The 25137-nt window shown below is 39.8% G+C and carries 21 protein-coding genes and 1 riboswitch; of the genes, 2 read left to right on the top strand and 19 right to left on the bottom strand.

Features of this window, described 5'->3' with window-relative positions; all coding sequences use genetic code 11:
• Positions 1–271: 271 nt before the first annotated feature.
• The 5 genes from F0Q01_RS11330 to F0Q01_RS11310 all read right to left on the bottom strand — a co-directional run bounded on the left by F0Q01_RS11330 (position 272) and on the right by F0Q01_RS11310 (position 6208).
• Positions 272–1360: a metallophosphoesterase gene (locus F0Q01_RS11330; RefSeq protein ID WP_090488995.1), complete on the bottom strand. Its 1089-nt coding sequence runs from the start codon at positions 1358–1360 to the stop codon at positions 272–274.
• Positions 1361–1483: 123 nt separating this feature from the next.
• Positions 1484–3100 carry a Na/Pi cotransporter family protein gene (locus F0Q01_RS11325; protein WP_090151428.1) on the bottom strand — a complete coding sequence of 539 codons (1617 nt, stop codon included), beginning with the start codon at positions 3098–3100 and terminating at the stop codon, positions 1484–1486.
• A gap of 127 nt (positions 3101–3227) precedes the next feature.
• Positions 3228–4469, bottom strand: coding sequence for a GTPase HflX (gene hflX, locus F0Q01_RS11320; RefSeq protein ID WP_405374126.1), 1242 nt, complete (start codon positions 4467–4469; stop codon positions 3228–3230).
• Positions 4470–4587: 118 nt separating this feature from the next.
• Positions 4588–5394 carry a hypothetical protein gene (locus F0Q01_RS11315; protein ID WP_090488993.1) on the bottom strand — a complete coding sequence of 269 codons (807 nt, stop codon included), beginning with the start codon at positions 5392–5394 and terminating at the stop codon, positions 4588–4590.
• A gap of 28 nt (positions 5395–5422) precedes the next feature.
• The gene (locus tag F0Q01_RS11310) at positions 5423–6208 is read right to left on the bottom strand and encodes a hypothetical protein (RefSeq protein ID WP_090488991.1); all 786 of its coding nucleotides are present in this window, start codon (positions 6206–6208) and stop codon (positions 5423–5425) included.
• A gap of 823 nt (positions 6209–7031) precedes the next feature.
• Positions 7032–7129, top strand: a riboswitch (TPP riboswitch).
• A 33-nt stretch (positions 7130–7162) separates the two neighbouring features.
• Here F0Q01_RS11310 and F0Q01_RS11305 point away from each other — a divergent pair.
• The gene (locus F0Q01_RS11305) at positions 7163–7735 is read left to right on the top strand and encodes an energy-coupled thiamine transporter ThiT (protein ID WP_090488988.1); all 573 of its coding nucleotides are present in this window, start codon (positions 7163–7165) and stop codon (positions 7733–7735) included.
• Positions 7736–7830: 95 nt separating this feature from the next.
• Here F0Q01_RS11305 and F0Q01_RS11300 read toward each other — a convergent pair whose 3' ends face one another.
• From F0Q01_RS11300 to ispE, 4 genes are all read right to left on the bottom strand, one after another.
• On the bottom strand, positions 7831–11172 hold the full coding sequence (locus F0Q01_RS11300) for a hypothetical protein (RefSeq protein ID WP_090488986.1): 3342 nt from the start codon (positions 11170–11172) through the stop codon (positions 7831–7833).
• A gap of 380 nt (positions 11173–11552) precedes the next feature.
• Positions 11553–11975 carry a DUF1934 domain-containing protein gene (locus F0Q01_RS11295; protein ID WP_090488984.1) on the bottom strand — a complete coding sequence of 141 codons (423 nt, stop codon included), beginning with the start codon at positions 11973–11975 and terminating at the stop codon, positions 11553–11555.
• Positions 11976–11990: 15 nt separating this feature from the next.
• Positions 11991–12665, bottom strand: coding sequence for a GntR family transcriptional regulator (locus F0Q01_RS11290; protein WP_090151399.1), 675 nt, complete (start codon positions 12663–12665; stop codon positions 11991–11993).
• 23 nt (positions 12666–12688) lie between these two features.
• A complete protein-coding gene (gene ispE, locus F0Q01_RS11285; protein ID WP_090488982.1) occupies positions 12689–13564 on the bottom strand; it encodes a 4-(cytidine 5'-diphospho)-2-C-methyl-D-erythritol kinase in 876 nt (291 codons plus the stop codon).
• Between the two features lie 208 nt (positions 13565–13772).
• On the opposite strand from ispE, the gene F0Q01_RS11280 reads away from it, so the two are divergent.
• On the top strand, positions 13773–14507 hold the full coding sequence (locus F0Q01_RS11280) for a hypothetical protein (protein WP_177209290.1): 735 nt from the start codon (positions 13773–13775) through the stop codon (positions 14505–14507).
• A gap of 53 nt (positions 14508–14560) precedes the next feature.
• On the opposite strand, the gene F0Q01_RS11275 is transcribed toward F0Q01_RS11280, so the two are convergent.
• From F0Q01_RS11275 to F0Q01_RS11230, 10 genes are all read right to left on the bottom strand, one after another.
• Positions 14561–15304 carry a Crp/Fnr family transcriptional regulator gene (locus tag F0Q01_RS11275; protein WP_163927245.1) on the bottom strand — a complete coding sequence of 248 codons (744 nt, stop codon included), beginning with the start codon at positions 15302–15304 and terminating at the stop codon, positions 14561–14563.
• Between the two features lies 1 nt (position 15305).
• The gene (gene add, locus F0Q01_RS11270; RefSeq protein WP_090488980.1) at positions 15306–16295 is read right to left on the bottom strand and encodes an adenosine deaminase; all 990 of its coding nucleotides are present in this window, start codon (positions 16293–16295) and stop codon (positions 15306–15308) included.
• 17 nt (positions 16296–16312) lie between these two features.
• On the bottom strand, positions 16313–16735 hold the full coding sequence (locus F0Q01_RS11265; RefSeq protein WP_205467987.1) for a cytidine deaminase: 423 nt from the start codon (positions 16733–16735) through the stop codon (positions 16313–16315).
• A gap of 11 nt (positions 16736–16746) precedes the next feature.
• Positions 16747–17679 (bottom strand): ABC transporter permease, encoded by a 933-nt coding sequence (locus tag F0Q01_RS11260; RefSeq protein ID WP_090151388.1) that lies wholly within the window; start codon positions 17677–17679, stop codon positions 16747–16749.
• The gene (locus F0Q01_RS11255) at positions 17679–18719 is read right to left on the bottom strand and encodes an ABC transporter permease (RefSeq protein WP_090151385.1); all 1041 of its coding nucleotides are present in this window, start codon (positions 18717–18719) and stop codon (positions 17679–17681) included. Before F0Q01_RS11255 ends, F0Q01_RS11260 begins: the two co-directional genes overlap by 1 nt.
• Entirely contained in the window at positions 18712–20247 is a 1536-nt protein-coding gene (locus F0Q01_RS11250; RefSeq protein ID WP_330386053.1) for an ABC transporter ATP-binding protein, read from the bottom strand. Before F0Q01_RS11250 ends, F0Q01_RS11255 begins: the two co-directional genes overlap by 8 nt.
• 34 nt (positions 20248–20281) lie before the next feature.
• A complete protein-coding gene (locus F0Q01_RS11245; protein WP_090488978.1) occupies positions 20282–21121 on the bottom strand; it encodes a YjjW family glycine radical enzyme activase in 840 nt (279 codons plus the stop codon).
• A 1-nt stretch (position 21122) separates the two neighbouring features.
• Positions 21123–22667 (bottom strand): YjjI family glycine radical enzyme, encoded by a 1545-nt coding sequence (locus F0Q01_RS11240; RefSeq protein WP_090489010.1) that lies wholly within the window; start codon positions 22665–22667, stop codon positions 21123–21125.
• Between the two features lie 107 nt (positions 22668–22774).
• Positions 22775–23848, bottom strand: a complete 1074-nt coding sequence (locus F0Q01_RS11235) for a BMP family lipoprotein (protein ID WP_090151379.1) — start codon at positions 23846–23848, stop codon at positions 22775–22777.
• 179 nt (positions 23849–24027) lie between these two features.
• A complete protein-coding gene (locus F0Q01_RS11230) occupies positions 24028–25125 on the bottom strand; it encodes an HD-GYP domain-containing protein (RefSeq protein ID WP_090488977.1) in 1098 nt (365 codons plus the stop codon).
• Positions 25126–25137: the final 12 nt, after the last annotated feature.

The raw sequence follows: 25137 nt of genomic DNA, 5'->3' as shown, positions 1-25137 counted from the left end.
ATCATATGTTTCCTGACATTTATTAAAATACGAGCGAAGTCTTTGGGTATTCCACTGAATATCCACTTCTCCTCGCTCGATATTTCCACTCGCATCTGCTCGTGCCATAACAATTTCTCCTAACTCATTAAATCTATTTAAGCCGTATAAATCAGCTCTTTTAAAGAATTTCCCCACAGTATCTACATATAGATTTAATTGTAGCATTTCGCGTCTAGGTTGTCTATGACTACGCAGCAAATATTTTTTCACTATCAAATTACATTTTCTATTATTCTAAATTCCTTTTTCTAGCATTAACATTTATGACCACATACTCTGACCTAGTTCCTGTTTTGAACTTGATAGCCCAGTCGGAAATGCCTGAGGATACGATGAAATTTGTATTATTATGTTCCTCTAATCCGTAGGTACTGTCGTCTATCCCTGACCATACTCCAAATTTTGTGATAGGAATCATCTGTCCGCCGTGGGTGTGACCGCACAGTACCAGGTCAGCAGCAGACTGGGCCTCCGCAACATAATCGGCAGGCTCATGGTCCATAACTATTATGTATTTGCTGGTGTCTAAATCCTGTAAGAGCTCGTCCATTGTCAATCGGTCAGGATTATATCCCTTATCAGCTCGTCCCACTAGATAAAATCTATCGTCAATCAATACGGATTCATCTTCAAGAATGTGGATTCCATTTTCTAGAAGTATATTTTCCAAATCCTCTGCTGTGAAATCTCTATGATTAAAGTAACCCCTGTCGTGATTGCCGTATGCAAACCATGCACCATACTTTAAATCCATCTCACCTATAGTCTTACAAGCGACCTCCAAATCCTCTTTTTTAGAGCTATCATCCACAAAGTCTCCCACTATAAGCAATATATCTGGTGACTGTGCCTCAATAGTCTTTAGATGCTTGGCAAACCCTTCTCCATCAAATGTAGTGCCAATATGAGAGTCGGATAGCATTGCTATTTTTATATCTCCAGTATCTTTTTCTGTAGTCAAGTTATAGTCTTTTTCCACCACACTTGCGCACAGGTAATAGCCAGTACCTAGAAACAAAACAGATGACAAAATAGCGCAAAGTCCTTGCCAATGCACTTTAAATTCTTTTTTTGAAAAACGCCTTACGATTCTTCCAAGTAACCCAAAAATCAAGAAGAAGCCCGTGGTATAGATTGTGATGGTAAGGGCATTTATCCATTCCAAAGTAAATGTAAATATCATAAATAAAGCCACCAAAATCAAAAACGCCACAAGTTTATTTTTAATAACTTTAAACTTTGCAATGGAATTTGTCATATAGATGATTCCTAGAATTGAAGCTACTGCCGCTCCAACAAACATCAACATCCAAATCATAAAAATACCTTTCTTAATGTCTATATATAAAAAAACTAAAACCCCTCTTCACCAATTATCTGGTAAAGAGGGGTTAAATTAACCTTTTATAAAATGGACCATGAACCCCGTCCCCCTGGTCCACTAGTGATCCTTTAACGCATATGCGATATTGATAGCGTGGTCAGCACATCGCTCAAGGTCAGTAACCATGTCAGAGAAAATAACTCCGGCGATAGGCTCACATTTGTTGTCCATAAGTCGCTCTACATGATGATTGATAAGCTGCTTCTCCTGCTTATCTACCTTAGCCTCTAATTTTTCTATCTTAGGCAAGCTCTCGTAATTCTCTGAAGTGAAAATCTCAAGTGCAAGCTCAACTTCTTCCATTGAATTCTCAGCCATATCCTTAAGTTCTTTGGCTGCCTTCTTAGAAAGCTTGGTCTTTTTATTCTTCATACGAGTAGCGTACTCGATAATATTCTCAGCGTGGTCAGAAATACGCTCCATATCAGTTACAGCGATTGTAATAGCTGATATCTTACGGAGGTTCTCAGGTGTAAGATTGAGAGCCTGAAGCTTGACCATAGCATCCTGGATAGCATGATTGAGGATATTAACTGTCTCCTCACGCTCCTCAACATCCTCTACCTTTTCTGGCGAGTAGTCAAAGAAGCAATCGATTGCCTTTTCAAAGTTCTCAGCTGCAATAGCACCCATTCTGGCTGCCTCAAGCTGTGCCTGGTGAATAGCCATATGAGGTGGTACGTTTGTCACCTGCGACATAAATACAAGCTGTCTGTCCTCTGCTGCACGAGTCTCCTCTGGAAGCTCTGGGATAAACATGTATGTAAGCTTGATTATATAATCTGTAAATGGGAAGATAATGCACACTGCAATCAACGCAAAGATTGTATGTGTATTAGCTATCTGACGTCCTGGGTCAGCTGATGTAGACTGAATCCATGACAAAAGTGGTGTTACATTTATAACCACAATAATTACAAGAGCTCTTATAACATTGAATAACAAATTCAAAATAGCAGAACGCTTACCATTTCTATTGGCTGTAAGTGATGCTAAAAGGTTTGGTGTAACAGAACCGATAGCAGCACCGATTACCAAATATACTGCAACATCATAATCAAGAATTCCCTGGACTACAAAAGCCTGGAAGATAACTGTTGAAGATGATGAGCTCTGAAGTAATGCAGTAAATGCAATACCGAAAAGCAATGCTAAAAATGGATTCTTAAGTGTTGTAAGGAAATTAACAAACAGCGCCGACTGTGAAAGTGGTGCAATAGCAGTCTTCATGATTGTGATACCCTGAAAGAGCATACCAAATCCCATGATAACTGAACCAATATGTTTGGTAAGATTATTCTTAATGAAAAGATACATTACAGCACCAATGAAAAGTAAGAATGGTGTGAATGTAGCGATATTAAAAGCTGTGATCTGTGCTGTGATTGTAGTACCAATATTGGCACCAAGGATAACTCCAATAGCCTGTGAAAGAGCCATCATGCCTGAATTAACGAAGCCGATAACCATAACATCTGTGGCTGAAGAGCTCTGAACGAGAACCGTCATAGCGATTCCCACAAGAACAGCTACTAGCTTGTTTGTAGTAGCTTTCTCCAAGATTATCTGAAGATTGTCACCGCAACTATTTTTCAGTCCAGTGGACATGATTGACATTCCAAAAAGGAACAAGCCCACTCCACCTAGCAGTGATAAGAATTGTGCAATTGTCATTTCTTTCTCCTTCTACCGTATTTCTCCTTCACGAGAAATAAATAATTAAACCTTTTCTTATTTGTCCGAAGATAGTTTAACATGACTAGTAAAGAATGTCTAAGTATTTCGTAAAATTCTTTTAAAATTATATATATGCTTTGATAAAAATTCCGTCTTCACGATATTCTTCTGAAATAAGCTCTCCATTTTCTCTTATTTTCGCAATACTGCCAGCCTCTGAATATGGAACCAATTTCTCAACATACTCTTTTCCATCTCGGAGAAGTTCAGCCAGAATCTCTCTTACTCTATCAAGGCCCTTACCAGTTTTCACAGATGTGTGTACCGTGTAATCCGCCCTTAAATCATGATAGTCGTGCTCGTCTAGCACCTTGTCAACCTTGTTAAATATGGTAATAACAGGCTTGTCATTAACACCGAGCTTATCAAGAGTCTCGTACACAATCTCCATCTGTCTATCCATCTGTGGATTACTCACATCTACAACATGGATAATGTAGTCAGCATATTTTGCCTCCTCAAGTGTACTCTTGAATGCATCAACCAAATGATGTGGAAGCTTTCTAATGAAACCAACAGTGTCAGTAAGGAGCACCTTTTGGTCATTGTCTAAAAACAACTCTCTAGTAGTAGGATCAAGAGTGGCAAACAACGCATCCCACTCCAAAATATTTGCATCAGTAAGTTTATTCAAAAGAGATGATTTGCCTGCATTGGTATAGCCTACAATAGCAGCCACTGGGACACCATTTTTCTGTCTCTTAGCACGAGTGAGCTCGCGGTGACTTACCACATCAGCAAGCTCTTTTTTAAGCTGAGAAATACGACCTGCAATAAGACGCTTATCCATCTCCAGCTTTTTCTCACCAGGTCCACGAGTACCGATGGCTCCACCGCCACCTGCTGCAGTACCACCAACTCGAGACATGTTTTTACCGAATCCTGTAAGACGGGTCATCTCATATCTAAGCTGTGCCAGCTCTACCTGAATCTTACCCTCGGCTGTACCTGCTCGAGCTGCAAAAATATCAAGGATAATAAGGGTTCTATCCATAACTTTTGTATCAAGAGCATCTGCCAAATTTCTCATCTGGGCCGGTGTAAGCTCATCGTCACACACAATACCAGTAGCCCCAGTCTCCCAGATTAAGTCTGCAATCTCCTCAACCTTACCAGTGCCTACATAGGTACCTGGATTTCTGCGCTCAAGATTTTGCATAATCTGACCAACCACCTGAGCTCCTGCAGTCTCGCAAAGCTCTGCCAACTCATCTATAGAATCCTTAGCCTCTACCTCATCACCCTCGCAGACTGCAACTAATATTACTTTTTCAATTATCTTTTCTGTATTTATCATTGACCTAATTCCTATTTATAAATGGATGGGCCATCCCACCTCTTCCATAATAACATTTTTCGGATGATAAGGTCTATTATTCCTTTTCTTAAAAATGCTCTAATTTCTCGGCGCCTTTTTTCAACCCTTAAAGGCTTTCTACTAAGTCTGTAATGTCAGTAAATTCTAATGAGTTGCCAACATATTTAGCTCTTATTCTCTCATATTCTTCATCTGAGGAAATCATTTTCTCCTCATCTTCATTTCCAACCAGATAATAATAGTCATAAGTTAAATCACTATCACTGTCCTCTGCCTTATAAAATGTTATTATAGGTTTTTGATCTCCGGATAACTTATATTTAAAATATTCTGTCACCTTATCATCGTATCCTCGTTCTTCACAGACAACACCATTTGCATATACGCTAGTTCCCATTCGCATATTATGAGATTCAAATACATCAAGCAAAATCAGTTTTCCATCGGAAACAGTAAGTATTTCCATAAGCTGATCAACATCACTCCTTATATCTACTATCAATTCGCTTTTAGTATCACCATTAACTTCTACCAAGGCATACTTAATAGTAGCGTTCTCAAATTCCGATGTATAATCTTCCTTATAGGCCAGTATATTTAATGGTTCTCCCTCCACATAGGGATTCTCTACACTAATCTCATTTTTCAAGTAAGATACATACAGCGGGTCCATATCTCCAAAATCGTATGAATCATCCTCGACGACATCTTCTATTCCCTCTGTATCAGCTGTAATCTCAGAATCGTTTTCTTGATTAGTTTCGCTCGTTTGCTGCTCTTGAACCAACTCAGTATTTAAACCATTTGATTCAACTTCTAATTCCCCTGCACTTTCGCTTTTTGTATCCTGCTGGCATGCAACTAGGGATAACATCATTGTTGCCATCATTAAAATTATTACTTTCTTTTTCATTCTCTTATTCTTCCCCTTTTCCAATTGATTATGAAAGCTCTTTTATAAACTCCTCGTAGCTATATGTACCTTCTAAGAACTCAAAAGTGTAGCTATCATAACTATCGATTTTTTCTTTTATTTGTTCCTCACTTAGATTCTCACCGTTTTCACATGTATACTCCACCTTGAAAACTTTCTGCTCTGAAAATCCCTCTAATTCTTCATCAGATGGAAAGCCATCACCGTCTTTATCATCAAAGTGATACTCCTCTTTTTTGTAGTCTAACACCAGCTCACCTTCTTCATGCTTTGAAAAATAAGCGCTATAGTATAACGCTCCATAAAAAGGACTTCCCCCATCTCTAACAATACCTTTTCCCGGAGCGTAATCATAACCAAGATCGCCGGCATTACCATATACCCAACCATCCATTAGACATCTGAGTTTTCCATCTTCATATGTATATAGCCAACAACTGCCGCTCATTTTAGCCACCAATTCAGGCGTATCGTCTCCATCAAAATCTATAAGGCCAAATTTGAGACTATCGAAATCATGTTTCTCTTTTATACTTTTAGCTGCCTCAATATATGCTTTCTTATATCCCTCTGCACTGTCCTCCACGCTGTCCTGTGAACTTGTCTCTTCGCTTAAGTCACTTGTATTGTCTGTTTGGCTCACTTCGCCGCCCACGGTGGTTTCATCACTTACTACAACATTGCTTGAAATAGCTTCATCGCTAGAAGCTGCCACATTGCTTGATTCTGATTTACCACATCCTGTAACAATTACAGATACTACCAACAATTGTAAAATCATTTTTCTCTTCATAACTTTTCCTCCAAATAAAATTAGTTTTTACAATATTGCTAGGGTCGCAATTATACCCTATTTTAATTATATATGTAATAAACATCATTTTTGCATCATTTCGGCACAAAAACTAAAAATCAAGAAAGTCATTTTCATTTTTCTTACTGCTTATTTGGCATTTTACTAGGCAGGCAGTAGTCTTTTCCCCTTACACTACTGCTTTATTTGGCATTTTTCTATTCAAGCAGTAGCCTTTTTCATTTTTTCTACTGCTTTTTTTGCATTTTACTAGACAGGCAGTAGTCTTTTTCCCCTACACTACTGCATATTTGGCATTTCTCTATCTAAGCAGTAGCCTTTTTCATTTTTCTTACTGCTTTTTTTGCGTTTTTACATTTAGACAGTAACTTCTTAGCTTTGTTTTACTGCCTATTTGGTTTTTCCCTCTTCAGGCAGTAAACATTTCCATTTTCCTTACTGCTTATATTATATTTCTCAATATAGGCAGTAACTTTTCCAAAATTCGCTACTGCTCAAAATCCAAAATTTCCCATAGGCAGTAGTCTTGCCCAATCCCCCCAAAAAAGAGCCTTTAAAATCACTTTTTTCTATTGCCCCACAAATCTATGGGATACTTTCTTTATAAAATAAATTGGGAGTATTAATAGAGGGAGAAAAATGTTAAGAATCATAAAATATATTGGTGGGATATTATCAATTATATTGGCACTGGAAAATATAACAATAAAATCACCTCAACAGAAAAGATTGAATTATAGATATTATTTATATCATGTTGACGTCCCAATACTCTAGTGTTATGTTGTATCTAGCTAAATAAATATGTTGCTAGGGGCGCAGTTGCTGAGAGGTGATTTACACCGACCCTTATTACTTGAACTGGACAATACCAGCGTAAGGAAGCTTAGTGGATCTCCTGGCATCATTTTGTATGAAGGGAGATTTTTTTAAATGAGTAATCAAGCATCAACACTCAACTCAAAAATTATTTTTACCGCAAGGCAATTAGCATTCTGCGGAGCTTCAATAGGACTAGCTTTTGTCCTTTCTAACATCAAATTCACCAAGCTTCCAATGGGCGGCTCAATCACATTGTTTTCTATGCTTGTAGCATGTCTTCCGGGCTTTTGGTTCGGACCAATTCTTGGAATTATCTCTGGCATTGCCTACGGTCTTTTAAATCTGATTGTAGATCCATATATTCTTTTCCCTGCACAAGTAATCGTAGATTATATACTTGCATTTGCGGCACTTGGCCTCTCAGGATTTTTTGCAAAATCTAATAACGGATTACTTAAGGGATACGGTATTGCAATACTGGGCAGATATTTCTTTGCCGTTCTTTCTGGCTGTCTTTTCTTTGGTGAGTATGCGGCTGATTACAACATGAGTCCGCTTCCTTATTCACTTATTTACAATGGCATCTATATTTTTGCAGAGGCTTTTGTAACATACATTGTACTTATACTTCCACCTATTAGGACTCTTATGGACTACATTAAACGTATGGCCACTACAAAATAATTTATTATCTCTTAACGCAAAACAGGAGGTACTTCACGAAAGAAGTACCTCCTGTTTTTGAAAAATGATATGTGAAAAATGATTAGTGCTGGCGATTATTTGTCGTCAAGCTTTTTAGCATCTAGCTGTTTCTTGTAGTATGCGATTGCACCTGCTACTACAACAATAACAAGAAGAATTGAAATCCACCAACCTAATTTTGAAGTTGAGCTTTCTTTCTCAGCTGCAAGAGGTGTAGCCTCATCAGCAATACGCTTGATTGTCTCGTCCTCATCTGTCTCTGGAGTTGCTACTACTTCATTATCTGCATCTGCATCGGCGTCTGCATTTGCATCAGCGTTAGCATTTGCAGCTGCGTTATTAGCAGCATTTCTTCTAGTATTTCTGTTTGGTGCTGTAGTATTATCTGCAGTTGTGTCACCTGCAAGTGGTGTAGCTGGGTCAGTGATAGTTAATGTTGCAGCTGGATAATCAGTTCCTGAAGTACCACCTGCTGCGCCGCCACCAGATATTGATGTGCCTGCACCCTCTGTTCCAGTACCCTCTGCGCCTGTACCTTCTTCACCATTTGCTTCTGTTTCATCATTACTATACTTATTCTTGAAGTTTTCTTTAGCCTTATCTAAGTTATCCTTAGCTTTGCCAAGATCTTCCTTAGCCTTATCGTAGGTTTCCTCTGCCTTCTCAAGCTTTCCTTCCCACTCAGCTAACTCTGGCATTACTTCCAAATCACCAAGAGCCAATGTCTTGTTAAGGTCCTCGATATGAGCTCTAATCTCTTCACACTGCTGCTGAGCATCTTCCACTGCTTCCTTTGCAGTATTAACAAGATTAATAAGGTCAAAGAATTTTGTCATTGTTGCGCCAGCCTGCTCAAGTCCTTCTACATAGGCTCTTGCTGCATTGCTAAATACTGCATCGCCATTGTTGTAGAAGAATTCATCTGTAACATTCTGGTCGATAGATGCTTCCTTGTTGTACTCATCAGAAGATGTAGCAGTAGATTTTCCTACATAGCTAATATCTCTTCCATATGTAAGGTTGCTAAGATTTCCATCTATATTGCCATTTACCTCAACTGCTGAATATGTACTACCTGTAGCATTTACATTTGTAGGCTTAACAACATAGAACTCAGCTGTTTTAGTATCCCAGTTCCATCTCTTAACTCCAACAACCTTTGTATGATTGTCTACCTCGTACTGTCTAATGATTGCTTCCTTAACAGTCTCCTTATCTTTTCCAGTAAAGAAGTTTCCTACTTTTGTCCAGAAGTCATTCCATCCATCACCTACAGTGTAATGAACTGTATCATCTGTAACCACATCATATGAAATATTGTATGTACCTGCCACATGGTATGTAACACTTCCATCAAATACAAACCATGTCACATTGTATGGAGCGTCTTCAGCAGTTTTAACCGCTGTCCAATCATTATTATAGCCGTCAAATGTAAATCCATAATATTCATACTTATCATCATATGGATTTCCAGCATTGGCTGCTGCATTATTCTTACCATTTACAATGGCCTCTGCAGCTGTTGGCTGAGCATGTGGAGTAACACCATCTGGCCAAGGTACTCCAAGAACAGTCTTGGTCTTTAGGTCTGCAGACCATGCTAATTCACGATTTGCACTATATGCAACTTTAAGCACATATCTTGGCACATAGTAGCCAGATGCTTTAAATTCATCTCTTGCATCCAGAATCTGATAACCAGTCTTTGATGCTGCAATAGTTGCTGCTGAATCAGTGCTCTTTAAGTAATCAGTTGCTGAAAGCTTATTATTTACATATGTGTAAACCTTCTTAGTACTGAGGTTTGTAGCTGTGCAAATATAATTGCCATCTACATCAAATGAGTAGACTCTAATTACCTCATCATCTGTTGCGATTTCTTCGGAAGCAACTGCACCCTCAACTGTCTTGCCATCTAAATCTGTATAAGATGTATATGTCTTATCAAGACCAGAAACTGTTGCATTATCCCAGTCCCAATCTCCAAGAACAATATAATCAAGTGTGTACTCAGCCTTCTCTTCGTCAGTAAGCTTGTCATAAGCATCAGCAATAAGGTATGATGTCTTTTCCTCACCATCAACCTCTACTGTCTTCTTATATCTCTTAACAATCTTCTGCTCAGCCTTTGGCTTTGCTAATTCTGTATCTATATCTTCTTGAGTGATGTGAACTACATTTCCATCCTCATCTAAATAATCATAGTAAGTAACCTTCTCGTAAAGATCTACCTGAGTGCCACTGATATCGTAGCCAAGATTAATCTTCTTGTCCTCAACAACTGTGCCAGTAGCATCATCGATAATCTGATATTTAACAGTAATAAGATCCTTTTCAGTTCCATCGTAATCTACGAAATCCCCAATTTCAGTAACAGAAACTGTCTGGCCTTCTTCTGCCTTAATGTAGTAGTTTTCAAGAATCGCCTTAAGATACTCTTTCTTGTCATCATCTGTCTTGTCGCTATCCTGATATGTCTGCTCTGCTGTAGCAAGAACACCTGCTGCTGATGAAAGATAAGCATCATAAGCCTTCTGTAAGTTTTCCTGAAGATTTGCAAGTCTCTGCTTAGAAGCTGCCAAATCCTCTTCAGCCCACTCAAGATTTGTATAAGCAGAATTCAAACTATTATTGTAATTTTCAACCTTCTGCTGGAACTCCTGCTCGTATGTTTCAAACTCAGTCTTTGCAGTGTTGTATGCCTTTTCCTTAGTCTCAAAATCCTTTACTGCCTTGTCATATGTATCCTGTGTTGTAGCAATAATAGAAGCAGCATTTTCTTTAGACTCATTTTCTACGGCCTCCAGTGCCGCATTTGAAGCAGCAAGTGCATCACCTGCAATTACCTCAGCGTCCTCAGCTGCCTGATTTGCATCCCCTACTTCTGAGTTTGCATTAGCCTCTGCCGCATCCATCTCCCCTGCTGCAGTATAAAGATCCTGAGCAGCCTGATTCAAGTTCTCAATATCTGCTGCTGCATCGTCTGTAACTGCTGCAGCCATATCTGCTGCCTCGCCAAATGTAACGTCCTCTGTAACAACATCTCCTGTTTCTTCGTCAGTTACAACATTACCAAACTCATCAACAACTGTGATTGTGCAAGTCTCACCTGCTACTGGAGAGTCCTCTGAGTCAATTTCATCAGCCATAATCTCAGTTAACTCTGCCACACCTGTTGCATCCTCTTCAGAACCAACCCCTGAAAACTCCTGTTCATTAAAGTCCTCATTTAATGATTCTGTCGCATCAGCGAAAGACTTTTCAGCCTCATTGGCTTCCTGCTGACTTTCTTGTGTTTGCTCCCCATCCTTGAATTCATCAATTTCATCTGCAAAAGCAGTGATTGATGTTGAACCAGCAAGTGTTACTGCTGATAGGCCCAAAGATAGCCCTTTTACCACATGTTTCTTCATACAAGTCCTCCTACTAACCATTTCTTGAAACTACAACTTCACTTCTCCACAACTCATATCACAAATTGTCATTTTTCTCAGCCAAGACAATCTGTGAAATTCCCTAGCACAAAATGTAGCAGTTTTGGTTAGTAGATTTCTATATGTAGGCAAAAACTAACATCATCTGGCAAGTTTTGTTATATTGTATAACGTTTTCGCACAAGAGAACCCCCTGATTTTTTGTATAAATCTCACAAACTTACCTAAGAGTTTTTAACTAAATTATTCAAAATAATTCCCATTTTGGAGCGACTATCCCCTCTTTGAGTTATACAAAAATAGAGTTTTGCTTCGCAAAACTCCAACTCAGATGCAAACAAAAAAGAGAAGCTCTATTATTAAGCTTCTCCTTTGATTTTTACCTTAATATCCATTGTGGTCTGAATCGAATCAGCGCCTGTTATAATGTCATACTCTATTCCGATTCGAATATCATCCTTTTGCTCGATTAACTCATACCTGCGAGTAAATATTTCTATAGATAGATTGCCAACAGAGGTGCTGTATTTATTAATGGTCTTCTCTCCTGGTCTTAGCTCTATCTTAGAACTGAGGCTGCCCTTTTGTGTAAGGGTAAATTCCCTGCGATTGAAGGATATCAAACAGTCCACAACTCCATCCTCAGTGGTGCGCTTGTAGGAAAGATATTTCTTGTCTCCTCGCTCTATAAATGAGCCCAAATAGCTCTCCTCTGATATCTCCTGATCACCACCCATTCGCTGCCTAGAACACAGCGAAATCTTACAAGATGTTCCTGCCATATTTATTCCTATCTATTATACTTGTTCTCTAATAACCACGCGAACTGCGTTAATCTGGTTTGAAAGATGTGTGTGCATGATGCTCTTAAGATACTCTACATCACGTCTATTAAATCCCTCAATGATAGCTCTGTGCTCTGCAATAAGCTGGGCATAGACTGAAGGGTTCTTAACGTACTCGTAGCGATATCGATACATCTGCTCCCTTGCTGAATTAATAATATTCTCAAGCTTTGGATTAGCAGCTGCAGCATAAATCACATCGTGAAATGCCTCATCTGTCTCTACGATTTTACGTACATCATCTGTATGGGTAGCATTCTCAAAAGCCTTCATAGCCTCCTTGAGCTCCACAAACTGAGCATCTGTCATACGCTCACAAGCACATACTACTGCAAGAGCATCAAGGGCATCTCGTACCTCTAGCACATCCTGCAAGTCCTTTTCTGTCATCTTAGCAACCTGAGCACCCTTGCGAGGAATTGTAACTGCAAGTCCTTCCTGCTCAAGCATACGTATTGCCTCACGAATAGGAGTACGGCTAACCCCAAGCTTTGTAGCCAAATGCATCTCCATAAGTCGCTCGCCCGGCTTAAGTTCCCCCTTTAAGATTGCCTCCCTAAGTGTGTTGAAAACTACATCTCTGAGTGGCAAATAATCATCCATCTGAAGTGTAAGATTTTCTGTCATTATATTTATTCTCCTTTTCAAGGTTAATTCTTGTTATTGAATAACGTAGTAAGATAAAGCTGCTTTACCATCCCCGATTTGGTAAGTGCCTCTTTGGCAGCTCTAGCTGTCTTGTTATCATTAAAGAATCCGAATACTGTAGGACCACTACCGCTCATCATGGCGCCAACAGCCCCATTATCCATCATGCATTTTTTAATGTCTGCAATAACTGGATGCATAGGAATGGTAACATCCTCCAGTACATTGCCCATCTTGCTGCAAATGGATGCTAAATCCTGATTCTTAATGTCCTCAATAATTCCATCTATATCTGGATGAACCACCTTATCAAAACATGAATCCAAAGCCTCATAGACCTGCTTTGTAGAAACTGCAATGCCTGGCTTTGCAATTAAAACTGGGCACTTCACCATAGGTGGAAGTGGAGAAAGTATCTCTCCTATGCCCTCTGCCAAGGCTGTGCCTCTCATAACACAGTAAGGTACATCAGCTCCTAGCTTGACCCCTCGCTCCATCATATCCTTGCGAGAAAGTCCAAGCTTAAACAGCTTGTTCATGCCAAATAAAATGGCTGCCGCATCGGTAGAGCCCCCGGCCATACCAGCAGCTACAGGAATATGCTTCTCAAGGGAAATTCTAATACCCTCTTTTATATCAAACTCTTCTATGAGTAGCTTGGCTGCCTTAATACAGAGATTGTCATCTCCAACAGTCAAAAACTTGAGATTGGTGGTCATCGAAACTCCCGGTTCTGCCACCTTGGAAATGGTGATTTTGTCAAAGAGATTCACCGTCTGCATAATCATCTTGACCTCATGGTAGCCATCGTCTCGAATGCCTGTAACATCAAGGCCTATATTGATTTTTGCTAATGCTTTAACATCTATTTTATCCATTGTACATCCATGTATTTTGCACTTGCGTGTATTTTGTATTCAATCTTAATAAATTTTAACAAAGATACCACACATTTACAAGATTTTTGTATTAAAATAAATACAATCTAGTAGTGATTTTTTCTCATTAAAGATCCGATAAATAGATTAGGAAAAGGATTTCCGTCTGGTTTAGTAGTATTGGCCACATTAACAAGGAGGTTAGATTATGGATGTTAGTACTTATAGCAGCGTTTCTTCGAATGTTGCAGGAACCTATAAAAAGACCACTAATGCAGATGGTTCTGTGACAGAATCTCTTGAATTCAGCGCATCAAAAGAAGAGGTTAAAGCATCTAAGTTTTCTGATGCTGCAGCCGTTTATGAAAAATCTGATGACAAAGCTCTCACAACAGATACTTACAAAAAATCAGATAGAACAGCCCTTATTCAACAGCTTAAGGCTGACCAGGAAAAGATGATTAACAATCTTTTTGACATTGTCATGAAGACCATCAAGGGTCAGGGCAGCACTTTTGCAATTGCTACACAGGATGACATGTGGAAGTTCCTTGCAGAGGGAAAATTTACAGCAGATCCTGAGACAATTGAAAAGGCAAAAGAGGACATTTCAGAAGATGGTTACTGGGGCGTAAACAAGACTTCCGACAGAATCGTTGATTTCGCAATTGCACTTTCAGGTGGCGACACATCAAAGGCAGATATGCTTTTGGATGCTTTCAAAAAAGGTTATCAGGAAGCTACAGGCACTTGGGGTAAGGAATTGCCAGAGATTTCTTCAAGGACATATGATGCAGTAGAGGATAAGTTTAAACAGTGGAAAGATGGCAACTACAAGTCATCAAATGACAACACTACACCAAGCTATGGTGGTGGCGGATATAACTTAAGCTACATGGAAAATATTTCTACTGTTAGCTCTAGCACATATATCGAGACCTAATATAATTGAATATAAAATGGGCACCGTATAAGCGGTGCCCTTATTATTTGCTATTAAATTTTCTCCCACTCATGGGCTATGATAGGCTCTAGATAGTTAATCATACTATCGTATTGAGCTCTACTAATAACTATTCGTCTACCACGACGTCCTATAAAACCATCCTGCTGTAACTTTTGCACTGAGCGATTAACAGTTTTAATTGAAAATCCGCTTCGCTCTGCTAGCTCCTGACGGCTGATATTTACTATATATTCATCCTTTGGATTCTTAGCTTCATAACTCTTAGTCAGAAGATAAATAATGCGGTCTGCACCCTGTAAAAACAGAATAACGCGCTCATTTCTACTCTCCTCCAAAAGATAATCTCCAATTCTGGCAATCTCCATTCGAAGAGCATTTTTATCATCCCAAATCCAACGATCAAAACTAGCTCTGCTCATAACAAGCATAGTACAATCAGTTACCGTCTTAAGAGTAGTCATATATAGAGGAATCTCAAAGAAAATCTCCATTGAGCCAAATACTTTTATGGCATGAAACCACATGTAGTCATAGACCACTCCTCTAATTCTATAATCAATAGCTCTAACTGTACCGTCCACAAGTATATAGACAGTATCTGCAGGAGTGTTCTCCTCTACGAAAATGGTATTTTTTTCTTTTTTGACAATCTGTGTAGACTCAAGAACCCAGCGTGGTGCATTGCTAAGTAATTTGTTAAGGGCCTCTGATTGTTCCCTAGGCAAATTATTTTGCAATTCCATAATTCGACTAATGTTCTCTTCTAATGACATACTATCTCCATTTACTAAGCAACCTGTGCTTAACATCGTCAGATGCAAAACTCATTTCAACAGAGTCAGTATAAATCTTGTGAATCTGCTCATCAGTAAGTCTAAAGCTAACACTTACCTTGTCAAACTCTGTAGAAAGATTAGTGTTACTAACAGTTCTGTTATCAGTATTTAAAGACACTGGAATGCCATGCTCCATAAATAGGCAAATCGGACAATCCTTAATATGTCTGTATGCTTTTGTCTGTAGATTGCTAGTAGGGCAAATCTCCACTCCAACATGGCGAGAAGCACAATATTTCATAAGCTCCTCATTCCTTGCCATGGCAATACCATGACCAAGTCTAACTGCCCCTACATCAATAGCATCACGTACATTTTGAGCATTACCTGTCTCGCCTACATGAATTGTAAAAGGCATATCTAGCGCCTTAACCGATCTGAATAATTCCATCTGCTGAGACATGGGATAAGACTCCTCATCTCCAGCAATATCGCATGCAACCACCCCGGCACCGAGCATCTCGCGGCCAGCTTTTGCAATGGAATAATTAAACTCATCATCCATTCCACGCATCATACAGATAATCATACCGGTCTCAATGTCGAATTCACCGCAAGCCTGAGCCAAACCGGCCTCAACAGCCTCTATAATCTCAATAGGCTTAAGTCCCTGCTTCATAGACTGAACAGGGGCAAATCTAGCCTCTATGTATTTAACATTTTCAAGTGCCGCATTTTTTGCAAAATGATAAGCAGATGTCTTAATCCCCTCCACATCCTGAAGGCAACGATTTGGCAAGTCAAATCTCTTAAGATACTCAGCCAGATTCTGGCAATCAGGGTCCACTTGCATAAGCTTTCTGAACTCCTGAAAATCGTAGTCCTCTCCACGCTCTGCAAGCAGCTTATGTGTAACCTCTAAATCTAACGAGCCGTCCAAATGACAATGCAAATCTATCTTTGGCATCTTTTCCGCAACTACTGGCATTCTAACTCCTTAATTATTTATACTCCTAAATTGTCAGGTCCAAAGCCTAGTGGAAGTAACTCCTGAAACTTAAAGACCTTTTGCTCTCCAGGTACATTTGTGCCAAGTACCACATCAAATGTAGCTGGATCCACAAATTCCATTAATACCTGTCTGCAAACTCCACATGGAGCGCAGAAAGGTAGCTTTTCTGTAGAATCAAAGCCACCCACAATTGCGATGGCTTTGAAATCCTTATGTCCCTCACTAACAGCCTTAAAAACTGCAGTACGTTCTGCACAATTGCAAGGTGTATATGCTGCGTTTTCCACATTGCAGCCAGTGTAAACTGTACCGTCAGTGCATAAAAGCGCAGCCCCTACCTTGTGATGAGAATAAGGTGTGTATGCATATCCCCTGGCATCAAGTGCCTGGGTAATCAACTCATCATATGACACCATAACAATGCCTCCTAACGAGATTTGATGTATGGCTTACCATTAGCTGCTGGAGCGTTAGCACGTCCAACAAATGCGATAAGTGCAATGATTGTAACAACGTATGGAATCATTGAAATAATATTTACTGAAATAATATTGCTCTGTGTAGCAAGTGACTTTACACCGTTACAGATACCGAAAATCAAGCATCCCTTTAAAGCTCCCTCTGGAGAAAACTTACCAAAGATAACTGCTGCGATAGCGATGAAACCTTGACCTACGATAACTGTTGGTCTGAACTGAGAAACAGTTGCAAGTGTAACAAATGCTCCGCCAAGACCTGCTAAAAATCCTGAAAGGATAACGCAAATATAACGCACCTTGTATACATCAATACCAAGTGACTCACAAGCTTCTGGGTGCTCACCGCAGGCTCTTAAATGTGTGCCAAATCTAGTCTTGTAGAATACAAACCAGCAAATCCATGCAACAACAAATACAAGATAAGCCATGATATATACGCTAAATACGTTGTATGCAAAGCTACCTGATTTGAACATGCCATCAAAAAGCTTTGGCAACTTAGCAGATGCATCAATAGCTGGTGTATCTGAAGAATTGTAAAGGATTCTACATAAGAATACAGCAATACCAGGTCCAATAAAGTTGATAGCTGTACCTGCGATTGTCTGGTCAGCATGTAATGATACGCAGACAATTGCGTGAATAAGTCCAAATAACGCACCGGCCAAGCCACCGCATAAGAATGCAAGTAGACCATTGCCAGTTGTAAGTGCTGTGATAGCACCAGTAACAGCACCGATTGTCATCATACCCTCGATACCGATATTTACAACACCACTACGCTCTGAGAAGCATGAGCCAAGAGCTGCAAAAAGAAGTGGAGGTGTAGCAATAAGCGCTGCATTAATTAATATACCTAAATTTGTAATTAACATATCCATTAGTTTGCCTCCTTCTTCTTACCAATGCTTAAGAATAATGCCTTGAATACATGAGCGATAGCAATAAAGATAACTACGCAACCCATGATAATATTGATAATCTCTGAAGGTGCATGAATCATTGTAAGCTTTGATCCACCAAACTTCATAGCACCATAGAAGATGCCGGCAAAAATAACTCCAAGTGGGTTAGATGCACCGATAAGCGCAACTGTAATACCCTCAAATCCGTAGCCTTCCTGGCTGGCAAACTGAGCGACACGTCCGCCCATACCCATAACCTGAACAGCTCCACCAATACCAGCAAGTGCACCTGAAATAGCAAGAGCTGTAAGGATTGACTTGCCTGAATCAATACCAGCGTACTGAGCTGAGAACTTGTTGAAACCAACGGCCTTTAATTTGTAGCCAAGAGTAGTCTTCTCAATGATAACCCATGTAATAACAGCAAGAACTACTGCGATGAAAATAGCGCAATTGTTGCCGTCTACAATCAATCTAGCTGAATCTAACAAATCCTTTGTAGCCTCTCCGCCGCTTTCCTTCTTAACGCCTTCGATATTAACAACATAATTTGAAAGATAATAAGCAATCCAGTTGAACATGATGAAGGAAAGGACCTCATGGATACCTCTCTTAACCTTCATAACACCACAGACAAGTGACCATAAAGCACCTGCTGCAGCTGCTGCAATTATACAAAGTGGAATATGAATAACTGCTGGAACATCTACAAAAATACCAATAAGTGCTGCTGCAAGTGTACCTACAACGAACTGTCCCTCAGCACCGATATTAAATACACCAGTACGGAAAGAGAATGCAACTGAAAGACCTGTAAGAATAACTGGTGCAGCATAAGCAAGTGTTGTGATAATGTTCTTTGGCTTGCTGATTACTGAATCAAGAATCTTAAAGTATGCTTCCATTGGGCTAACGCCTGCCCATACAAGGAAGATTGCACCTATGATAAATCCAATTAAAATCGCAATGATTGTATAAAGAAAATTGCTATGTAAAATACTGGTTTTCTTATTCATGGTTCTTACCTCCTGCCATCAAGAAGCCCAGCTCTTTTTCATTAGCATCTTTGCCTGATACGCTTCCTGTAATTTGACCATCGAAAATAACCTCGATACGATCTGACAAACTCATAATCTCATCAAGCTCGAAAGAAACAAGAAGAATAGCTCTTCCCTTATTTCTCTGCTCAACAATGTATTTGTGAACGAACTCAATAGCACCAACATCAAGTCCACGTGTTGGGTTGACTGCTATGAGTAATTCCTTGTCATTAGTAACCTCGCGAGCGATGATTACCTTTTGCTGATTACCACCTGAAAGAGTCTTTGCAGGACGGTTCTCACAATGTGGTGGTCTGATATCGTACTTCTCAACAAGCTGGCTTGCATTGTCTGCAATAGCCTTCTTGCTTAAGATACCATTCTTAGAAAATGGAGCCTCCTCAAAATGCTGAAGGATAAGGTTGTCAGCAACTGAGAACTCAAGAACAAGACCATGCTTTTGTCTATCAGCTGGGATAGATGAAACACCTGCCTCAAAAGTCTCCTTTGGAGTCTTGTTGAAGATGTCTGTTCCTGCCATAGTAATCTCACCAGACTCTGCCTTTTTAAGACCTGTAAGAATCTCTACAAGCTCAGTCTGACCATTACCATCTACACCGGCAAGACCAACAATCTCGCCCTCGTGAACATCAAGGCTAAGTCCCTTAAGGATCTCAACTCCACGGTAATCCTTAGCGTGAAGATCCTTGATAGAAAGGGCAAGCTTTCCAGCTTCCTGTTCCTTCTTCTCTACTTTGAAATTAACATTTCTACCAACCATCATGGCTGCAAGATCATTCTCTGTAACCTCGCCAACCTTGACAGTATCGATATATTTACCGAGACGGATGATTGTACAATTGTCCGCGCAAGCCTTAATCTCCTTGAGCTTGTGAGTGATAAGAATAATGCTCTTACCATCTGCTGTAAGATTCTTGATAATCTCCATAAGCTCATCAATCTCTTGTGGAGTAAGAGATGCTGTAGGCTCATCCAAAATAAGAGTATCAGCACCTCTGTAGAGAACCTTAAGAATCTCTACTCTCTGCTGCATACCTACAGAAATATCCTCGATTTTAGCGTCTGGATCAACAGCCATACCGTACTTCTCAGAAATCTCTAAAACCTTTTGTCTTGCAAGCTTTTTATCTACCACAATACCCTTGCGAGGCTCAACTCCCAAGATAATATTGTCGGTAACTGTAAATGGCTGAATCAACATAAAATGCTGATGTACCATACCTATTCCAAGCTCAATAGCATGCTTTGGGCTATGGATATCAGTCTTCTCACCATTGATATAAATATCGCCCTCTGTTGGCTTGTAAAGGCCATAAAGTACATTCATCAATGTACTCTTACCTGCACCATTTTCACCCAATATTGCATGTACTTCACCCTTATGTACCTTCAGATTAATGTGATCGTTAGCTGTGAAGTTGCCAAATCTTTTAACGATTTCTTTCATTTCAACTACAACAGTATTTGGATCCATATGGCTCATCTTTTCCAATCTTTATACCTCCCTTGAATTAGATTTAGATGATAACTATATCTTCAAAACCCATATCCGCCAGAATGCCTCTAAGCTCTTCGAGTAATTGTCTAGTAGGTACCTGCATATCGGCATATTCTTCTCTGACACCCATTGGTCTAAAAGCAATGATTTTAATTCGAAATGGATTTATCTTATATAATGGGACTAGAAATTCTCCCATTGCTTTTACGTTTTTCACAACGTCATATAAGTCAGGAACAATAACTGCTCTGACTTCACTCAACTTATTATTTTCCCCTAAAAACTTTGCATTTTCAAGTACTTTATTATTATCAGCACCCGTCACATTCATGTGGTCTTCTGGGAAAAATGCCTTTATATCCAGCATCACTCCATCAGATACCGATAACAACTCAGGGTACTCTCTAAAGTCTATTGTACCATTACTGTCGATTAATGTCCCCAGATTTTCTTTTTTCGCCAATTTGAACAACTCAGCAACAAAATCTGGTTGCAACATGCACTCTCCGCCAGAGACAGTTATACCTCTGATAAAAGGTACCTGTTTTCTCACTATTTCCATGACTTCCTCAGCTGTCATGAGCCTAGTCTTTGGAGTGCTGCCATGAGGACATGTCTTGATACATGTATCGCAAGAAATACACGCAGACGCATCAAAAGACACCTTCCCATTTTCAAGGGAAAGTGCCTTCTGAGGACATACTTGTACACACAACCCACAGTTAACGCAGTGATTTCTCGTCTCTGGATTGTGGCAATATTTGCAGTTTATATTACAACCTTGTAAAAAGATAGCGGTTCGATTTCCAGGTCCGTCCACCGAACTGAAAGGAATTATTTTGGTAACAACTCCTAGCATTTTATCTTACCTTTCTTTCTAAAATATGGCCGTTCTTTGCTGCTCCAAGTCCAAGCGCTGTAGTGTCCTGAATTACATTATTTCCAGCGTCAAGCTTCTCCATTTCTGAGCGCTTAACCAAATATCCTGTAACTCTGATTACATCGCTATCGCTAGAATAAAATGACATGTAGCGAATGTCCTTTGCGAATGCACCTTTTATTATATCCATAACGTACTCTGGATTGCGGTGAACAGTTAAATCTATTGGGAAAATGTCACCTGTTCCAGATGGGAAATACTTATGGAACTTAGAGAGAACATTAAGCTGATCAATAAGCTCCTCTGGCTCCTCTCCAATCGGAATACGTGTACCTGGTGTAACTCCAACATCCTCTGCCAAACCTACCTGTGCGTGAAGAAGGAAGTGTCCATCTGTTGCCTCACAGTATTTGTTAGTGTGAGACTGGTTGAACTTATCAATGATTTCCATAATCTCAACACCCAGCTGGTTAGCAGCCTCGTCACTGCCATAGCGACCTGTCTTGCCTTCTTTTTCAAGAAGCATATTAACAGCATCAGCCATGCCAACTAAGCCAAACATTGCTGTAAATTTATCACGTGCAATAAATCCTTCTCGAGCAAGGAAATTGTTTTCAAAGAAACCGCTTTCCTCAACCTCAAATTTGATTCGTGCATCCATGTATTTAGCCATAACATCCATAACATATGGAAGCTGCTTTGTCTTAAAATCTTCTATTGAAGAAGAACGCTTTGCAATATTTCCAAGGATAAGACGGCAAAGTGTGTATGAGCCGCCACCAAGGTAAAGACCATTGTAACAGCTGGCAATAACATACTCTCCCTTGAATTCCTTAGAGAACATATTGTGGTTTGCAAAGCTTGGCTTAGCAGACACTAATGCACATTCTACCGCTTCTTTTAAATATTCATCTGAGCTAATCCCCTCCTGATATTTGAGGGAAAGATTTGGAACCGCATCTTCTAATTCTTTCTCTGCTTCAAAAATAAAGTGAGCTGTCTTAGATGGCTTTGGTCCAATATCTGCGTGAGCAAATGAATCTAAAACTGTTCTATCTACATTTAATAGGAAAAGCTTGATTAGCTTTGCAGCTGTCTTCTCATCAACTGTGTCAATAAATGGCTCAATCAAATCATCAAGCTGACCTAAATATACTGGATAGTTGGTAACGCTAGGAACGTGCTTATAGAAAATCAATAGCGTGTTTAATGCTTCATATAAATCAGTAGGAGGAGCCAAGTTCAAATATGTACAGCCTTCCTTCATAAGCTTCTGATAATCTGGAGCAATATATCTAGGACGAAGTGGTGCATGTCCTTCTGATAAATCACAGATGCATCTGTCTTCCTGTGGGCAATTTAATAATTCATCAAGCCCTGGCACTTCATCGAGAACCTCAAGCAATGAATCGGCCTTGTTAGCAACACATGTTACCTTCTGCTCATGAGTAAGAGTTGAACTCTTAATAATATCTAATATTTCCTCTCGAGTCTTCTCAACTCTATCGTTAGAAATCGGTCTAATCATGATTTCTCCTCCTTGATTAAGAATACCGAACCAGGGAGGCCCCGATTCGGTATTCTAGTATAGTGGCTATTGTCACTTAAAATTTTAAATTATGTCTATCTAAATTAGTCTAACTCGTAAACATCGCCGTACTTAGCTTCGAAATCAGCCTGTGTAGCTGGAACCTGGATTTCGCCGCTGATGATCTTAGCCTTAACATCCTCAACTGCTGCGATTACATCATCTGTAAGGAGGTCCTGTGTAGGAGCGATATTAACACCGTTTGATGCAAGATCGTATACTACGTTACCACCCTCAAGTGTACCGTTTACAAGATTCTCAACTGTATCATATACAGAAACGTCAACTGACTTCATAGCTGATGTAAGAACTGAATCTGGAGCAAGGTAAGCCTGATCCTGATCTACACCGATAGCATAGATGCCATCGCCAGCTTCGTTACAAGCCTCGATAACACCGATACCTGTAGCACCAGCTGCCTGGAAGATGATATCAGCGCCGTTTGTGATCATTGTGTTAGCTGATGTCTTACCAACTGCTGAATCAGAGAATGTGTTAGCATTGATCTGCTGTACCTTACAATCTGGGTTAGCATCAAGAACACCTGCTACATAACCGTAACCAAAACCGTGCATTGTCTCAGAAGCCATACCAAGGACGATACCTACGTTGTTCTTCTGTGTTGTAAGACCTGCAACATAACCTACTAAGTAAGATGACTGCTCAGCCTTGAATGTAAGACATGTTACATTGTCAAGATCTGCATTTGTAGCATCATCAATAATTGCAAATTTAACGTCTGGATTTGCCTCAGCTGCTGTTCTTGTAGCATCTGCAAGCATGTAACCTACGCAGATGATTAAGTCATAATCCTCATCGATAAATGACTCGATATTAGCGTTGTAGTCAGAATCTGTCTTTGACTCAAGATAGTTAACTGTTACGCCAAAGTCCTTCTCTGCATCCTGAAGACCTTTCCATGCTGACTGGTTGAATGACTGGTCGTTAACACCACCGACGTCTGTAACAAGACCGATCTTTAATTCTGAGCTCTCTGCTGCTCCTCCCTCTGAAGTAGCTGCTCCTGAATTAGATGTCTTGTCTGATGAGCCACCACAGGCCATCAAAGACACTGCCATTGCAGCGCACATGAGTACTGATAAAATCTTCTTTTTCATTAGATTTCTCCTTCTCTTCTCTTTTGTTTATTGTATTTATTTACAATAACAGTTTATATGTATACATAATAAACTGTTATGTGCAAACCAAAAAGGTCAAATGTCCTCTTATAACAAATATTATACTTCTTTTTAATTAAAAAAAAAGCATTTTGTCCCCAAGTGACACCTACACACTCCTAAATACAAGCCCTAATAAACAAATCAGTCCGTTCCTGGAGATCTATAAAAGAGCCATCATCAAGCTTAACAAGCGGGCTTGATAATGCTTTATCCTCAACCATTGTAATAATACCACGAGAATTATCCGACAAAAGTACACCTGTCCCTATATAGGACTGAGCTATATTTTTCAGGAATACCTGCAATATGCCCTGGTCATATTTTGTCCTATCCTCCCTCTGGAACTGGGCGATAACCTCAAATGGACAAATGCCTGCTCGATAACATCTATCCGCAGTCATGGCATCATAAACATCTGTAATTGCAATAAGTTTGGAATATCGGCCGATGAAATCCTTAGTAAGACCATAAGGATATCCGCTTCCATCATTTCTTTCATGATGCTGAAGCACAGCTAGCTTAATGCGCCTGTCGATAGGCACACCATCTAACATGTTATAGCCTAGAATTGGATGCTCAGCCATTCGTCCGTATTCTTCCGCGTTAAGCGCCCCCGGCTTAGTAAGAATACTCTGAGGAATCAAAGCCTTTCCTATATCATGATAGAGTCCACACATGGTAACCACATCAAGTTCCTTTTCATCCTTTATTCCAAGCCAACCAGCCAGAACTCTAGAAATGATTGCAACATTGACAGAATGCTTGTATGTACTTGTATCTATCTCCTGGATATTAAGCATCATAGCCATGATGCCTAGGCCTGTTGCATGTTTCTTAAATACAACATGTAAATCCTCGATTAATTCCTCATCCTTGAGTGGTGTCTGATGATTTACAAAATCATCTACTATAGCCTCCAACTTATCTGAGCATTTGTTGTAGGCTCTTTTAAACTCCTGAAACTCCTCGCTATTAACGATTCTCCAGGATTGTGTCTCGCCTATAAATTCATCTGGCGCCTCAAAATCGTACTGTTTAATGGCATCCTGCTCATCCTGCACTTCAAGCTGTTCCAAGCCATAGTAAGTCACGTGCAAGAGCTGCTGAGCGGTAACTGGTGTACCAGGCTCAGCTAAAACTTGCCCCTTAGGACTGACGATTCTCTCCGCCAGAATCATTCCAGGTTTAATTTCCCCAACATTAATCTTTCTCATAGCAATACCCTA

This window comes from Pseudobutyrivibrio xylanivorans, from assembly GCF_010906925.1.
Taxonomy (GTDB): domain Bacteria; phylum Bacillota; class Clostridia; order Lachnospirales; family Lachnospiraceae; genus Pseudobutyrivibrio.
This window is presented reverse-complemented; position numbering and strand designations above follow the sequence as displayed.